This is a genomic window from Acinetobacter lwoffii, assembly GCF_024129355.1.
GTDB classification, from domain to species: Bacteria; Pseudomonadota; Gammaproteobacteria; order Pseudomonadales; family Moraxellaceae; genus Acinetobacter; species Acinetobacter lwoffii_I.
Window position 1 is genome coordinate 15,881 of record NZ_JAMXXP010000035.1, and the last position, 16,010, is coordinate 31,890.

The window sequence follows — 16,010 nt, forward strand, 5'->3', positions numbered from 1 at the left end:
ATGAAACAGTGCGCTGTAAATTAATGTATGAAATAAGGCATCCAACTGTTTAAAAAATAAACTTATATAGGATTTACGTAATTTGTGACCTTATGTATCGAATGATTAGAAAAGAATCGAATTAAAGAAGCATCTAGACATAAATGAAAAAATACAGAGGTGAAAAGGTAAGAGAAAACATTAAAAATAGTGAATAAAAAAGAGATGAACAACGTTAGTCATTCATCTCTTATCTTGAATCTTAGTGGAAGAGTTTTAGAAAGACTGTTCCAGACTTTCCAGTTCCATCATCAGTTCCAGCATCTGTTCTTCGGCTGTTTCCAGTTTGGCTTTGAGCTCAGTTTGCTCATTCATCAGTTTCAGCAAATCATTTTTACGTGATGCTTCGTATAAAGCACTGTCACCCAGCAAGCTTTCAATTTCAGCCAGTCGTGGCTGCAGTTTGGCCATCTGTGCTTCGCATTTTTCAATATTCTTGCGAATTGGACGACTTAGTTCCCGCTGGCGAGCAGCTTCTTTACGTTGTGCTTCCTTGTCCAGTTTGGAAATGGTAGGTTTGACTTCAACTTGGGATTTCACCGGTTCTGCTGGCTTCTGTCCATTTTTGATCATTTCAATACGGGCCTGACGTAACCAGTCAGCATAGGCAGTAAGATCACCATCAAACTCACGGCATTGACCATTATGTACCAGTAGTAGTTCATCACAGACGCTGGCGATGAGCTGACGTTCATGCGAAACCAGAACCACCGCACCCTGGAAATCTTGCAAAGCCATAGTCAGTGCATGACGCATATCTAAGTCTAAATGGTTGGTCGGCTCATCCAGAATCAGTACATTCGGACGCTGCCAAACAATCAGTGCTAGGGCCAAACGTGCACGTTCACCGCCTGAGAAGCTTTCGCTTGGCGTATCCATACGTTCGCCACTAAAACCGAAACTACCCAAGAAGGAGCGTAGACTGGCTTCACTGATTTTTTTATCTGCGATACGTGCCAGCTGTAACATTGGGCTGGCATTACCATCCAGTGCATCCATTTGATGCTGGGCAAAATAACCAATATTCAGTAATTCTGAATCTTTCCGCAGACCCTGAATCAGTTTTAGGTCACCGACCAGCGATTTAATCAGCGTGGATTTACCGGCACCATTCATCCCAAGCAAACCGATCCGGCTGTTTGGTGTGATCTGTAAATTTACATTGGTGACAATCAGCTTGTCGCCATAACCAATATCGGCATGTTCCAGTTGCAATAACGGCGAACTCATTTTGGTCGGTTCACGGAAACTGAAAGTAAATGGCGTATCGACATGCGCAGCAGACAGTTCCTGCATACGTTCCAGTTGCTTGATCCGGCTTTGGGCCTGTTTGGCTTTGGTCGCTTGCGCTTTAAAACGGTCAATATATTTTTGCAGATGTGCGCGGGTTTCCAGCTGCTTTTCATACGCCTGTTGCTGCTGTGCCAGACGTTCACTACGGGTACGCTCGAAAGTCGAGTAGTTGCCGGTATATAAAATCAGTTCCTGATTTTCGATATGTAAAATGTGATCGGTAATCGCATCGAGGAAATCCCGGTCATGCGAAATCAGCACCAGCGTACCTTCATAAGCCTTGAGCCAGTCTTCTAGCCAGAGAATCGCATCCAGGTCCAGATGGTTGGTCGGTTCATCGAGGAGTAGTAAATCTGAACGGCTCATCAAGGTACGCGCCAGATTCAGACGCATACGCCAGCCACCGGAAAAACTTGAAACATCCAGCTGTGATTGATGTTCAAAGAAGCCCAGACCCGCCATCAGCTGCGAGGCTTTGGCAGGAGCCGAATAACCTGAAATTTCATCAAAACGGCCATATAAATGTGCCAGTTCTGCATCATCCAGTTGATCCGGCTGATCGAGTTTTTGCTGAATATCCCAGTATTCTTCATCGCCCGACAATACGAAATCAATGGCTTTCATATTCAGTGCTTTGATTTCCTGAGCCATATGCGCCACGGTCCATACCGCAGGTCGGGTCAGCGAACCGGTGTCCGATTCCATGCCGCCGAGCAAGGCTGAAAACAGGGTTGATTTTCCAGCACCATTGACACCGGTTAGGCCAATTTTCCATCCTGGGTGTAACTGCATCGACGCTTTTTGAAATAAAACACGTCCACCGCGACGTATAGATAACTGGTCTAACTGAATCATTGAGAAATCAAAGCTAAGAAATAAGTTGCGCCTATTCTAAAGGAAAGCCCTGTGAAAATGAAAAATCTTACCGATTTTGCTGAAATGAATCAGTTTTCATCTCTGTCAATTGATTTGGGATAGACGCATAAGTTGAGTAAAAGCTCTATTTTATGCATGAACAGTGGTTTATAGTTCAGGCTGATCGAGTAAAAAATACCATAGAGTCAAATAAAAATGAAAAAGGGATGTTTAATTTTGTCGGCACTGGGTCTTTTGGTGTCGACTTCAACTCAAGCCAGAGTGAATGTCTGTGTTTTTGATTTGCTGGGAAAATCTGGTGAGTCTTATAAGCTGCTGGAGGAATGGGCGCTGGCAGCAAAAGGTTGGGGTGCCGAAATTCAGCTAAACGCCTATCAGGATGAAGCCAAAGTCGATCAGGATGTCAAAGCAGGAAAATGTGATGCTTTCTATATGACTTCGATGCGTGCCCGCGCCTATAATAAATTTGCCGGATCGATTGATGCAATTGGCGGCGTGCCGAATAATGACATTGCCATGAAAGCCATCAGCTATGTGCTGGATAAACGCAATAGCAAACGCCTGATCACCCAGATTGGCAAAGAAAAATTCGAAGTAGCAGGCATCGGCCAGATTGGGCCAGCCTATATTTTTGTTCGTGATCGTACTCTAAATAAACTGGAACAGGTCAAAGGCAAGAAATTTGCTGTGCTGCATTATGACTATGCGCAAAAAATCATGGTCGACCGGATTGAAGCCGTACCGGTCATGTCGGAAATTTCCAATTTTATTCGCAAGTTTAATCAGGGCGAAGTGGATATTGTCGCTGCACCGGCTTATGCATTTAAACCACTGGAATTACAGAAAGGACTAGGCCGTCAAGGCGCAATGATTAATTTTCCGGTAATTAATGTCACTGCCGATCTGATTATTCGTCAGGAAAAGTTCCCGGCAAGCTTTGCCGCGCAATCCCGAAACTGGTTTGTAAAACAGTTACCGCGCAGCTTTGCCATGGTCAAGCGTATGGAAGCTGAGATTCCAAGCAAATATATTTTGAATCTAAGCCGTGAAGACCGCGTGGCCTATCAAAAGATTTTGCGTGATGGGCGGATCGATTTAACCCGGCAGGGGATTTATGATCAGGGCATGATGAATGTATTGAAACGCGCGCGTTGTACAGTTGAACGAACCAATTTTGAGTGTTCGATTGGTGGTGAATAAATCTGAAATCATGTATATCTTTGTAACTATATCTGGGTAAATGTAATTATAAGAAAGCAGTTTTAAATATTAAGATATTGATATTTAAATATATATTTAAAAATAATCTATGCAAATAATACTGATTTATCTTTATAGGCCAAAATGCCGGTTTTAAATGGAGTAAATGCTCTATTTTTTTTAATTAAACTTGCTTAATATTTGTCCCGTGTACGGACACTCAGCGAATAACAAGATTTCAAAGGATAACTACAATGAAAAAAACACTCTTATCATTGGCTGCATTCTCTGCATTTGGTTTTGCAAGTGCGGCGCATGCAGAAAAAGTCGATATCTGTGTGTTTGACTTACTGGGTAAATCCGGTGAGTCTTTCCAGATGGCGCAAGAATGGGCACTGGCTGCAAAAGGCTGGGGCGCAGAAATCAATCTGATTGCCCGTCAGGATGAAGCGGTTGCCGACAATGACTTCAAGGCCGGTAAATGTGATGGTGTGTTTATGACAGCCATGCGTGCCCGTCAATACAATAAATTTGCCGGTTCTATTGATGCACTGGGCGGTGCACCAAGTAATGCCATTGCCCAGCGTGCGATCAGTTTTGCTCTGGACAAACGTAATGCAGCGAAAATGGTCAGTAATATGGGCGGCAAAAAATACGAAATTGCCGGTATTTCACCGTTGGGTTCAGCATTTATTTTTGTTCGTGACAAGAATATCAATTCGATTGAAAAAGCCGCAGGGAAGAAATTCGCCGTACTCGGCTATGACGATGCCCAGAAAATCATGGTACAGCGCGTCGGTGCGCAGGCAGTGATCTCCGATGTTTCTAACTTTGTCGCCAAATTTAACAATGGTCAGGTGGATATGGTCGGTGCACCTGCTTATGCCTACAAGCCATTAGAAATCTATAAAGGTCTGGGTAATAACGGCGCAATGTTTAATTTCCCGGTACTGCATGTCACCTCTGATTTTGTGATTCGTCCGGAAAAATTCCCCGCAGGTTTTGGACAGAAATCGCGTGACTGGTTTATCAAAAACCTGCCAAAGAGCATGGGGATGATCAGCCGTCTGGAAGCGGGTATTCCGTCGAAATATAAAATGAATCTGAGCGCTGAAGATAAAACCAAGTATCAGAAAATGTTACGTGATGGCCGGATGGATATGACCAAACGCGGAATCTATGATGCCAGCATGATGTCGGTCTTAAAACGTGCACGCTGTTCTGTCGATAAGGCCAACTTTGAATGTTCAATTGCTGGCGAATAATCTGATTTTTAAAGAAAAAAGCTTAGATTGATCTAGGCTTTTTTTATGGCTGATCCAGGTCAGATCTGCCATTGTGCAGCGAATAAAATAGCTTAAGCTTGATTAACTATTAAATTCGCATGTTTTATATAAAAAACAATCACATGTGACTAAAAGTGCAATAACAAAAACAAGCGATAAGGAAATGAGGATGATCCATAGAGGATGGAAAGCACTGGCATTGGCTACGGCGACACTGGCTGTTTCAGGTCTGGCGCAAGCTAAACAGGTGATTTGCGTATTTGATCTGGTTGGTAAAAACGGTGATGTCTATAGTGTGATGAAAGACTATCAGTTGGCGGCCAAAAATTGGGGTGCAGATGTCGAACTGCGGGTGAATACCAATGAAGCAGTGGTTGCAGAAGATTTTAAAGCTGGAAAATGTGACGGCATTAGTGTGACCGGGATGCGTGGCCGTCAGTTCAATAATTTTACCGGTTCACTCGATGCTATTGGCGCGATTCCAGATCTGAATCTGGCAGTTAAAGTCATGCAGGGCTTGGCCAGTCCCACCTTCGCCAAACATATGCTGCAAGGTAAATATGAGGTAGTCGGTGTCATTCCTGTGGGTGATGCTTTCCTGCTGGTGAACGACCGCAGTATTAATACCGTTGCTAAAGCCGCTGGTAAAAAAATTGCCGTACTTGATTATGATGAAGCACAAAAAATCATGGTACAGCAGGTCGGCGCACAGGCGGTGAGTGCCGATGTCACCAATTTTGGTGCCAAGTTTAACAATGGCCAGGTGGATATTATTGGTGCACCAGCAGCAGTATTTAAACCGCTGGAATTACATAAAGGTTTGGGTAACAAAGGCGCGATTGTAAATTATCCGGTGTTGCAGGTCACAGGCAATATCATTATCCGTCCAGATAAATTTCCGGCAGGTTATGGACAAAAATCACGTGAATGGGTGAGAAGTCAGTTACCGCGTGCCTTTGGTATTTTGGGGAAAATGAAAGCGGACATTCCAGCAAAATACTGGATGGATATTCCTGCTGCAGACAAACCGGGTTACCAGAAAATGATGCGGGATTCCCGAATTGACCTGACCAAACGCGGTGTTTATGACAAACGTATGATGAAATTGTTATGGCAATTCCGCTGCAAACAGAACCCGAAAAACTTTGAATGTGCCTTACAGGATGAGAACTACAAATAATCCTGATAAAATTACTCTGATTTGACTTTTAATCTGTAGAGACTGACCATATATTGAGTGTGCTATACTTAAATATGGTCTTTTCTTTTTAAAGACATTCCATTCAACAGAGGAATCCGCCATGAATGCCCAAGCGCTTGTGCTCACCGACAATGCCGCAAATAAAGTACGCCAGTTGCGTGACAGTGAAGGTAACCAAGACTTAATGCTCCGTGTCTATGTGACCGGTGGCGGCTGTTCAGGTTTCTCTTATGGCTTTAATTTTGCAGAAAGCCAGAATGAAGATGATGCAGAATTTGCCAATGGCGATGTTAAAGTCCTGGTCGATTCATTGAGTTATCAATATCTGGTCGGTTCGGTGGTAGATTATTTAGAAGGTCTGGAAGGTTCACGTTTTGTGGTACAAAACCCGAATGCGACCACGACCTGTGGTTGTGGATCTTCATTCTCGATCTAAATCCATGCACAAAAAAAAAGTCCTCTCAATGAGGACTTTTTTATATCTGGAAGAACGTTTAGCTATCCAGTTTTACCGCTTCAAGCAGGTCAAAGATCACGGTAGTGACATCCTGACTCAACTCGCGGTTATTGAAAATTTCATAGGCGCTAATGGTAATGTCGGTATCGCTTGGCAACAGACGCTGTTCTTCTTCGATCAGGTCATTGATCGGTAATAAGGTCTGTTTGATTTCCAGATGCAGAATATCTTTATATTCCAGATTTTCATCGTCGAGTTCAATCAGTTGTTCATTGAAATAAGGCAGCAAAATCGAATGAAGATAGGGTTGGATGTCCTCGATATCAAAGATTTCGATATCACGGGTTTCATCAATCGTACTAATGTGGTCATTTACTTCAATTAAAATATGGTAGTAACTCACACGAATCTCCAAAGATGGCCTGAACAATGTAGCCAATCACAATAACATGAAATCAGAATAGAGTGTTTTTTATAATACTTATACACTTAAATTAATTAGGGAATTCAAGCTGATCACTTAACGGTTATAAAGCAAGGTCTTGTCTGCAGGTCGCAGCTGGAAGTGTTGCAGATTCTGTTTACCCAGCACCGGATACATCAGTGCTTCCGGGTCATTATGGTGATACAGCCCCAAGGCATGTCCGAGTTCATGTGCCAGAGTCAGACGGAGATCATCTTCTGCATCAAACTGATAGACATGAATTTGATCACCCATAAACACGCCTTTATGAAATTCGCGGGCAGGGAAACGCTGTTGGGCTTGAATGATATTCTGCTGATGGTTTTGCAGACCATGTTGATGCATGGAAACATTCATATTAAAGGAACTTTGCTGTTCCTGAAGGTACTGAAGTTCCCGTTGAAAACTTTCCGATTTGCGCTGTAAAGCCAAAACCTCATATTCAATCTGCTCATGTTCATAAGCAGATAAATTTGGCTGACGGCGTCGTTGCTGTAAGGCCTGAAATTCACTATTCATCTGATCTCTTTGCTGGATCAGGCGTTGCTGCTGACTTTCCAGATGCTGATGGGATGCTTCCAGATTTTTGACCTGACGTTGATACTTGGCGTCATCTGCCAGCAACTGTTTTTCGACTTTCTTCAAGGCATCATAGTCTTGCTGGCGTTGATCATAGATCAGGTGAATACTCAGCCTGGCATTTTCATCATAGACCATCAAATCATCACGATTGCTTCCCTGATGCCAGATTTCGATCGCTTCCTTGCTCAGTTGAATGACTTGATCTTTACTTAGTCCAAAGCCTGAATCGACCTGATCAATCCGGAAACGTAAGCGTGTATCGAAAGGATGCGTCAAGCGATCAGCCAGCGAGTTATAGCGCAGTTGAGGATGGGTTTGGGCCTGCATATGTAGATAGGCAGACATGATCAATCCCACTACGAGCAGACAGAGCAGAAGACGCATATTTTTTATTTAAATGTCTATTTTTTAAAAATATAGCTTAATTTTAATGCCTTTCCCATGCTTATTTGCATCATCCTTCAGCTTTTGGATAAAGCCCTAATTCGGCCAAAGCCTGCTGCAAAATTTCAAGGCGGATCGCCGGATCTATACCATTTTGCATCTGCATATTGAGTGAAAATGCCACGATTTCAGCCTGCGGTGTTTCAACCCAGCCGGTGAGCCAGCCGACTTGCGGTTCCACATCCATGCCCCAACCGGATTTGACATATAGTCGATAAGCTTTCCGCTCCTGTAAAAATAACATGGCTTTGACTTGTTGCTGGACTTGAGGATCAAAGGCCAGTTGCTCTCGGGCCAACGCAGAAACAAATTGGACTTCCTGTTTTGGAGTAACTTTCAAAGGGCCTACCAACCAGAAGTTATCGACCTGTTGACCAATCTGCTGATTACCAAATTGGATGCGTTGTACTTCCTGTTGCATCAATTCAAGGCCAATGCGACGTGCCAGTTCCTGATACACGGGTACAGCAGAAGCTTGCATGGCTTCGCCGAGAGTCATGTCTTTTTCCCAGGCTGCAAAACTGCGTTTCTTGCCATCCCATTTAAAAATTTCATTGGTTGTGGCTTTGCCATGTTGCAGGCCAATCAGGGCATTGAGCATTTTAAAAGTAGAGGCGGGAACATATTCGGTATATGCACGGCTTAAATCATTACCATAAACCTGTATCTGTTGACCACGCTGAATCACTAGAACACCCGCGCTTTGCGCCTGATCAAATAATTGGGCAATGGCTTGAGTCGATTGAGTCGAAGTGCTTTGAGATAGGAGAGATGAAACGGGCAGGCTACACGCTGTCAGGCCCAAGCAACTAAGTAAAGGCAGCAAAATCAGAATTTTCATGGGTTCAGGGTATTTTAATGTTTGATTTAACTTAAACAGCTTTTCCTGAAAATACGATCAAATTTAGGTAGTTTTTATTTTATTCCTGCAAGTCGAGACATAAAAAACCGCGCTTTCGCGCGGTTTTTTTAGTTAAACCGACAAATTATTTCTTGTCATCTTTTACTTCAGTGAACTCAGCATCTACAACGCCGTCGTCCGCTTTTTGAGATTGACCTTCGCCGCCTTGGAATGCGTTTGGATCAAAACCTTGCGCACCGCCTTGGCCTTGCGCTGCTTCATATGCACGTTGTGTAATTGGCATGATGATGTTTTGCAGCGCTTCAGTTTTCGCTTTGATCTCTTCAACGTCATTTTCTTTGGTTGCAGCTTCAAGCTCAGAAACCGCAGTTTCGATTGCAGTTTTTTCGTCTGCAGTCACTTGTTCACCAAGATCTTTCACTGCTTTTTGTGAAGAAGCAACTAAAGCATCCGCTTCGTTGCGTGCTTTTGCAAGCTCTTCAAATTTACGGTCTTCTTCAGCATTCGCTTCAGCATCTTTGATCATTGCTTCGATTTCAGCATCAGACAAACCTGAGTTTGCTTTAATCTGGATCGATTGCTCTTTACCAGTGCTCTTGTCTTTCGCAGATACTTTCAAGATACCATCAGCATTGATGTCGAAAGATACTTCAATTTGTGGCACACCACGTGGCGCAGGTGGGATGTCGCCTAACTGGAAGTTACCTAACAATTTGTTTTGCTGCGCCATTTTACGTTCACCTTGGTAAACTGAAATGTCTACAGCAGGCTGGTTGTCCGCAGCAGTTGAGAATACTTGAGATTTCTTCGCAGGAATCGTGGTGTTTTTCTCGATGATTGCAGTCAACACGCCGCCCATGGTTTCAATACCAAGTGTCAACGGAGTTACGTCAAGTAGAAGTACGTCAGTTTTGTCACCTGAAAGTACCGCACCTTGAATCGCAGCACCCATGGCGACTGCTTCGTCAGGGTTTACGTCTTTACGTGGCTCTTTACCGAAGAACTCTTGAACCTTCTGTTGAACCATTGGCATACGTGATTGACCACCCACTAGGATCACGTCAGAGATGTCAGAAGTCGAAAGACCAGCATCTTTAAGCGCAATACGGCAAGGCTCAATGGTACGCGCAACCAGGTCAGCAACCAGACCTTCTAATTTTGCACGTGTTACGTTGATCACTAAGTGTTTAGGACCAGTCGCATCAGCAGTGATGTATGGAAGGTTGATTTCAGTTGCATTTGAAGATGAAAGTTCGATCTTCGCTTTCTCAGCAGCTTCTTTTAAACGCTGTAACGCCAGTGGATCTTGTTTCAGGTTAAAGTTTTGTTCTTTCTTGAACTCTTCAACCAGGAACTCGATTAACGCGTTATCGAAGTCTTCACCACCTAGGAATGTGTCACCGTTAGTTGACAATACTTCGATTTGCTGGTCACCATCAAGGTCAGCAATTTCAATGATTGAAACGTCGAAAGTACCACCACCCAAGTCATAAACCGCGATTTTACGATCGCCTTCTTTCTTGTCCATACCAAACGCAAGTGCCGCAGCAGTTGGCTCGTTGATGATACGTTTAACTTCTAAACCTGCAATTTTACCTGCATCTTTAGTTGCTTGACGCTGTGCATCGTTGAAGTAAGCAGGAACAGTAATAACAGCTTCAGTTACGGTTTCGCCCAGGTAATCTTCAGCAGTTTTCTTCATCTTTTTCAAGATTTCAGCAGAAACCTGTTGTGGCGCCAATTTTTTGTCGTTGACATCAACCCAAGCATCACCGTTGTCAGCTTTGATGATTTTGTAAGGAACCAGACCGATATCTTTTTGTACCGCTTGGTCTTCATAACGACGACCGATCAAACGTTTGATCGCGAACAATGTATTTTTCGGATTCGTTACTGCTTGACGCTTTGCAGATTGACCTACCAGAATTTCGCCATCTTTATAGGCAATAATAGATGGAGTGGTACGCGCGCCTTCAGCGTTTTCGATTACTTTAACTTTGTCGCCTTCAAGTACTGCAACACATGAGTTTGTAGTACCTAAGTCAATACCAATGATTTTAGCCATTTGGATGTTTCCTCTAAAATTTTTTTGTGATTTACACTTGTTATCCGATATGAGAGCCGTTCGATTTTTTTCAAGTAAAATTTTTGAAAAATTTCACAAACTCCCGAATTTATTTGGCTTAAGCGCCGACCATCACCATGGCAGGACGCAATAAGCGACTGTTAAGCGTGTAGCCTTTTTGCAAAACAGTCCCAATTTCATTTGCTTTGGCATTTGGATCAATCCCGACTGCCTGATGCAGGTCAGCATTGAAACCGTTGTTGGTATCCACTGCCACAACCCCAAATTTCTCCAAGGTATGCAATAAAGATTTAAGGGTCAGTTCAACACCTTCACGCAATGGTGTTTGCTCTTCACCTGCAGCCACAATGGCACGTTCCAGATTGTCGACTGTTTCTAGAAGCTCTTTAGAGAACTTTTCCAGAACTGTATCTTTATGCTTTTCAGATTCACGCTGAATACGTTCAACACTCTTTTGTGCTTCATAAACTGCATTGGCGGTACGGGCTTTTTCTAACTTCAAGTCACCTTCAAGCTGCGCAATCTGCTCTTGTAAAGACTCAACGGAAACTTCAGCCTGCTCGGTTTCAGCTTGAGTTTGCGCTGTATCTTGTTCCGCTTGCTCTTGCTCAAGTTGTTGAGCTTGCTCGTTTTGCTCAGTCGCCATTGATTTACTCCGTTTAAATGGGTTCTTAAACATGTACAGTCCTTAGGCCTCAGTGTTCACTGCGTTTATGCTGAACTGCCATGGTTGTGAAGTTCTTGATTACCTAAAGAAATCGGGGCAGGGTGTAAAAATTCAAGCGTCGACCCAGATTAAATTTAAGATTTATACAAAATACTGAATCCAGCGGATAGCAGAACAAGCTATTCAGAACACAACAGCAGGATAGGATGAGAATAAAATACACGGACATCAGCAGCGATGAATCCGAATTTTGAACTGAATAGATTTAATTAGCGACTAAATCTAAGAATTAAGTATTTGAAAATAAATATAAAAAATGAATAATCGTATTTTTGAATCAAATTAATAATTTTAATCCGTTTTAAGTATTGGTAAAAAAATTGCATCATACTTCTATTAACAGCGACCTTGTTCAAAGGAGAGAGCCGAACCGGGTTGCTGTTGCCCTATTTTAGAGTTGCTTTTTTCAAGCTGAGTATCCCCAAAACTCAGCTTTTTTTTGCCTGTTTATTTATTAGACATAAAAACGATTAATATCTAAGCAATAAAGTCTTTCACAATAGATGAACTTTTGATTAATATTTATTCCAGATTCTATCGCTGTAGTTTCTTCTTATTTTGAAATGTGTTTTCGTGGCTTATCCTGTTCTCTAGATAAGCCTTTTTTTGTCCAGAATTTACCTTTTTTGAATTTGTTGGAATCAGTCGTCTCTATTTTAGCGGTTTGTAAGATAAAACTTACAGCTTGGATAGTGAATGTCCGCTTCATGAGCGCAAGTTGATTCGATAGGATTCTGATAGGATAATTTATGTAGAGAACAGGATGTTCTGGTTGAATTGCTGAGAAGCATAAGCGAAGTGGAAGTTCGTTTAACATAACCCTCTGCAAAGGCCCTAAAGAAATTTTCTTTAGGGCCTTTGTCTATCTGCAAGCTATCTTTTTCATTAAAAAAAGCCCAGTCTGGGCTTTTAATAGAGAAGAGGATTCAAGCCTTAATCACGACGATCGCGTGAACGTTGTTCCTGATGACGTCGGTTGTCATTCCAGCGTTGATTAGAATGGTTTTTCTGGACTTTTTTACTGCGCTGATCTATTACACGTTTACGCTCCAGATCCTGACGACGCTTGCGTTCTGCTTCTGCCTGTTTTTGCCGTTGCGTCATGATATTTTTACGTTGCTGTTCATGGCGCTGCCGTTCCAGTTGGCTTTTACGTCGATCCAGCTCTAACTGTCTTTTACGGTCCTGCTCCCAATTGCGACGCTGTAATTCCTGTTTACGCCGATCCAGTTCAATGCGTTTGCGTTGCTGTTCATATTCCCAGCGTTGCCGCTCATAGCGACGATCTTGTTCATAACGCCGGTCCAGTTCATAGCGACGGTCATAACGCTGATCATAGCGGCCGTCATAATAGCCACCATCTTCAGGAAATGCGACGCAGCCTACAGCTAAAAATGCAGTCGCCAAAGACAAAGCTATAATTTTGTTAGCCATAGGCATCCTCCCGATTTGCAATAAAAAATATACTTAAGCTTGCAAAAGTACGTCAAAAATAACCTTTAAACGGTCAACGACATCTTTTATAAATGAGGGTAACGTATCGGGTAGAAGCTATATGTACATTGATATTAAGACTTATATAAGAATATAGTCACTGAAACGCTAATCGTGTAGAAACTATGAAGAATTAAGAGAATAAGGACTAAAAATAATGACTGTGAATCCTCCGGTTCTGAAAAGTGTGATGGAAAAAGGACAAGGGACGGCAGCGCGTATGCTGGACCGCTTGCCTGGCATTGCACAGGAAGCATTGGTTAAGACCCTGGATTATCCTCATGTCTATCCTGATTTAGATCCATTGGTTAAATGCTTGATGGCCATCCAGATAAAACAGGGGCATAGCAGTTTTATCAGTGAGGATCTGGCACATTCGCGCACATTGTTTGATGCACGCATGAAAGCCATCCGGGCTAGACCGACCGCGGTCAAATTTGTCGAAGAGCTCCGCCTTCCTCTACAGAGTGGCAGCATCTTTGCCCGGCATTATCATCCAGCTCCACAAAAGAAGTTGCCGATGGTGATTTTTTATCATGGCGGTGCATTTATGGTGGGTGGTCTGGACAGCCATGATGAATTCTGTCGCTTGCTGGCAGTGCATGCCAAAGTACAGGTGCTAAGCGTGGCTTATCCGCTGACGCCAGAATTTAGCCCCTTGCAGATGGTACAAGTCTGTGAAGATGCTTTGGCCTGGGCGCACCAGCATAGCAAACAACTAAAAGTTTATAAAAACCGGATTGCCGTGGCAGGGGACAGCGCCGGAGGAAATCTGGCTACTGTCGTGGCACAGCGCAGTGCGGGTAAATCTTATGCCGCACGAGCGCAGCTTTTACTTTATCCGGCGCTTGACTTTAAAAGTCGCCATCCTTCTTTTTATGCCTATAAAGATGGACTGGTACTCTCGGAGCAGGATATTGATCTGGTGACCTTTATGTATGCCCAAACCCATCAGATTGAACTGGATGATCCGCTGATTTCACCGACCTATGGTGAATTGCAGAACTTGCCACCGAGCTATGTGATTACCGCACGGCATGATGTCCTGCATGATGAAGGTTCAATCTATGCGCATAAACTACGTCAAAATGGCGTAAGTGTTCATTATCATGAATATACCGATCAGGCACATGGTTTTATTAACCTGACGCCGATCTCCCGCCGTGCCAAAAAATATGTGATTGAGATCAGCAAAAACTTCCGCAAATTCTGGGACAAAAATAGTTAAATCCAAGGCGCGAGCGCAAAAGGTGTTTCTCATGAAACACCTTTTTTTATAGCTAAGTTTTTATCAGTTCTTATACTTTGCTGCTGATCTGGGCTTCAGGAAAGATCAGATTGAATTTGGGGACATAAAAGCTTTGCAGCAATTTGGCTTTGGAAAAGTCTGGAAATATATTCTCGGCATCTTGCCATTCTACTTGCGAGAGTTTAGAGAGATGACCGCGGAACTGTGGACTAAACTGAAAACGCTGGCCTTTCCAGGCTTGCTGAATCTTCAGCATAGATGCTGGAATATGATGACTATTAATGTAGAACTGGCGCGCGGATTTGGTTTTCTTCAATCGAATCGCCATATGCTGATTCTGGTGCTGAATCTGACACAGTACTTCCTGATCCTTTTCCTGCCATTCAAACTGTGCATGTTCTTTGGGAATGCCCCATAAATGCTGACCGTGTACCACAGACTCATGGGTAGACACATAAATTTTAGGAATTGAGCTGAGGCGTCGTTTACTAATTAAAGGATGATCCAGAATCAGTAACTCATCATAAGGGCCAATCGGCGAAGCGTGATAACGCACCAATAAGACTTGGACCATACGACCCAGCGGAGAAGGCGCAATACGGAACTGTTTTGCTTGCTCAATAAAGCTTGGGGTCAGCCAATAATTCAGAATAAAGCCCTCACCCTGCAAACGCCAAGGTGGAAACTGGTGGATATTTTGCTCCTGTAATAATGCATGCTTCATTCTTATTCTCTTGTCTTTAGTCGGCAGGTCACTGCATTATGAGTTATAAAAGATTAATATATAGTCATTCACAACCATTACTTCTAAGTAGATGAGTTAATAAATGTTAAAGAAATCATTATGTGTCATCGCACTTGCTGCGGTCAGTCTGCCAAGCTTTGCTGAAAATACGATTATTGAGATGAAGACTTCATCTGGAAATATTGAAATTGAACTCTTCAATGACAAAGCACCAATCTCGGCAAAGAACTTCGAAAGCTATGTAAAGAGCAACTTCTATAAGGATACGATTTTTCACCGCGTCATTCCAGGCTTTATGGTGCAGGGCGGTGGCTTTGATGTAAACATGCAGGAAAAAGCCAATACAAAAGCACCCATTAAAAACGAATCGTCGAATGGTCTGCAAAATAAACGCGGTACTTTAGCCATGGCCCGTACCAATCAGCCGGATTCTGCCCGAGCACAATTCTTTGTGAACCTGGTCGATAATGATTTCCTGGATCGTTCTGCTAGAAATGCCGGCTATACAGTCTTTGGTAAGGTCACTAAAGGCATGGATATCGTCGATCAGATTGCCAAAGTACCGACCCGAAACTATGGAATGCATCAAAATGTGCCGGTGAATCCTGTAAAAATCACCAGTGTGACGATTAAAGCACCAGTCGTGAAAAACTAGGCATAGAATAAAGCAGAAATATTTAATTTATATTTCTGTTTTAAAAATATGTACTTATGTAATGAATTGTATGGAATTGAACCAATTTGGTGCATAAAAATAAAACTTTCATGATTCCTGTGCGTTAAAAGCGCTTGCACGTGTAAGAAATTGCCCTATAATGAGCACATACCGACGAGATAGACGGAAACGAACGAAGCAGAATGGCGGAGTTGTTGAGTTTATCGAAGTCCAGCTTCTAGCACTGACGAGGTGTTAGAAAGATCATTAAGAGATTATGAAGAACAACTTGTGTGGATTTTTACTGGTTGATTGATCGAAATTATTTTCATTGATTGATGGTAGAAATTA

The 16,010-nt window shown here is 42.8% G+C and carries 14 protein-coding genes; 6 read left to right on the forward strand and 8 right to left on the reverse strand.

The window, feature by feature from the left end; all coding sequences use genetic code 11:
- Positions 1 to 255 precede the first annotated feature (255 nt).
- Positions 256 to 2,187, reverse strand: coding sequence for an ATP-binding cassette domain-containing protein (locus NI468_RS13545; RefSeq protein WP_180039049.1), 1,932 nt, complete (start codon positions 2,185 to 2,187; stop codon positions 256 to 258).
- Positions 2,188 to 2,403: 216 nt separating this feature from the next.
- On the opposite strand from NI468_RS13545, the gene NI468_RS13550 reads away from it, so the two are divergent.
- From NI468_RS13550 to erpA, 4 genes are all read left to right on the forward strand, one after another.
- A complete protein-coding gene (locus tag NI468_RS13550) occupies positions 2,404 to 3,408 on the forward strand; it encodes a putative solute-binding protein (protein ID WP_004281941.1) in 1,005 nt (334 codons plus the stop codon).
- Positions 3,409 to 3,662: 254 nt separating this feature from the next.
- Positions 3,663 to 4,673 carry a putative solute-binding protein gene (locus NI468_RS13555; protein ID WP_005094844.1) on the forward strand — a complete coding sequence of 337 codons (1,011 nt, stop codon included), beginning with the start codon at positions 3,663 to 3,665 and terminating at the stop codon, positions 4,671 to 4,673.
- 190 nt (positions 4,674 to 4,863) lie between these two features.
- On the forward strand, positions 4,864 to 5,874 hold the full coding sequence (locus tag NI468_RS13560) for a putative solute-binding protein (RefSeq protein ID WP_253102301.1): 1,011 nt from the start codon (positions 4,864 to 4,866) through the stop codon (positions 5,872 to 5,874).
- A gap of 121 nt (positions 5,875 to 5,995) precedes the next feature.
- A complete protein-coding gene (gene erpA / locus NI468_RS13565) occupies positions 5,996 to 6,331 on the forward strand; it encodes an iron-sulfur cluster insertion protein ErpA (RefSeq protein ID WP_004281944.1) in 336 nt (111 codons plus the stop codon).
- Between the two features lie 58 nt (positions 6,332 to 6,389).
- Here the strand turns inward: erpA and NI468_RS13570 are convergent, their stop codons facing one another.
- The 6 genes from NI468_RS13570 to NI468_RS13595 form a co-directional block, all read right to left on the reverse strand.
- On the reverse strand, positions 6,390 to 6,767 hold the full coding sequence (locus NI468_RS13570) for a hypothetical protein (protein WP_016806936.1): 378 nt from the start codon (positions 6,765 to 6,767) through the stop codon (positions 6,390 to 6,392).
- 105 nt (positions 6,768 to 6,872) lie between these two features.
- On the reverse strand, positions 6,873 to 7,781 hold the full coding sequence (locus NI468_RS13575) for a matrixin family metalloprotease (RefSeq protein ID WP_005094835.1): 909 nt from the start codon (positions 7,779 to 7,781) through the stop codon (positions 6,873 to 6,875).
- Positions 7,782 to 7,851: 70 nt separating this feature from the next.
- The gene (blaOXA, locus tag NI468_RS13580) at positions 7,852 to 8,682 is read right to left on the reverse strand and encodes an OXA-134 family carbapenem-hydrolyzing class D beta-lactamase (RefSeq protein WP_253102303.1); all 831 of its coding nucleotides are present in this window, start codon (positions 8,680 to 8,682) and stop codon (positions 7,852 to 7,854) included.
- A 145-nt stretch (positions 8,683 to 8,827) separates the two neighbouring features.
- Entirely contained in the window at positions 8,828 to 10,768 is a 1,941-nt protein-coding gene (dnaK, locus tag NI468_RS13585; RefSeq protein ID WP_071852338.1) for a molecular chaperone DnaK, read from the reverse strand.
- Between the two features lie 118 nt (positions 10,769 to 10,886).
- The gene (gene grpE / locus NI468_RS13590) at positions 10,887 to 11,435 is read right to left on the reverse strand and encodes a nucleotide exchange factor GrpE (RefSeq protein ID WP_004647116.1); all 549 of its coding nucleotides are present in this window, start codon (positions 11,433 to 11,435) and stop codon (positions 10,887 to 10,889) included.
- Positions 11,436 to 12,449: 1,014 nt separating this feature from the next.
- Positions 12,450 to 12,950: a cell envelope integrity TolA family protein gene (locus NI468_RS13595; protein ID WP_253102305.1), complete on the reverse strand. Its 501-nt coding sequence runs from the start codon at positions 12,948 to 12,950 to the stop codon at positions 12,450 to 12,452.
- Positions 12,951 to 13,167: 217 nt separating this feature from the next.
- Between NI468_RS13595 and NI468_RS13600 the strand changes: the two genes are divergently transcribed.
- Entirely contained in the window at positions 13,168 to 14,238 is a 1,071-nt protein-coding gene (locus NI468_RS13600; protein ID WP_253102307.1) for an alpha/beta hydrolase, read from the forward strand.
- A gap of 70 nt (positions 14,239 to 14,308) precedes the next feature.
- On the opposite strand, the gene NI468_RS13605 is transcribed toward NI468_RS13600, so the two are convergent.
- Complete coding sequence (locus tag NI468_RS13605) at positions 14,309 to 14,983, reverse strand: acetoacetate decarboxylase family protein (RefSeq protein WP_253102309.1); 675 nt, start codon at positions 14,981 to 14,983, stop codon at positions 14,309 to 14,311.
- A gap of 103 nt (positions 14,984 to 15,086) precedes the next feature.
- Between NI468_RS13605 and NI468_RS13610 the strand changes: the two genes are divergently transcribed.
- Positions 15,087 to 15,659 (forward strand): peptidylprolyl isomerase, encoded by a 573-nt coding sequence (locus NI468_RS13610; RefSeq protein WP_253102310.1) that lies wholly within the window; start codon positions 15,087 to 15,089, stop codon positions 15,657 to 15,659.
- Positions 15,660 to 16,010 lie beyond the last annotated feature (351 nt).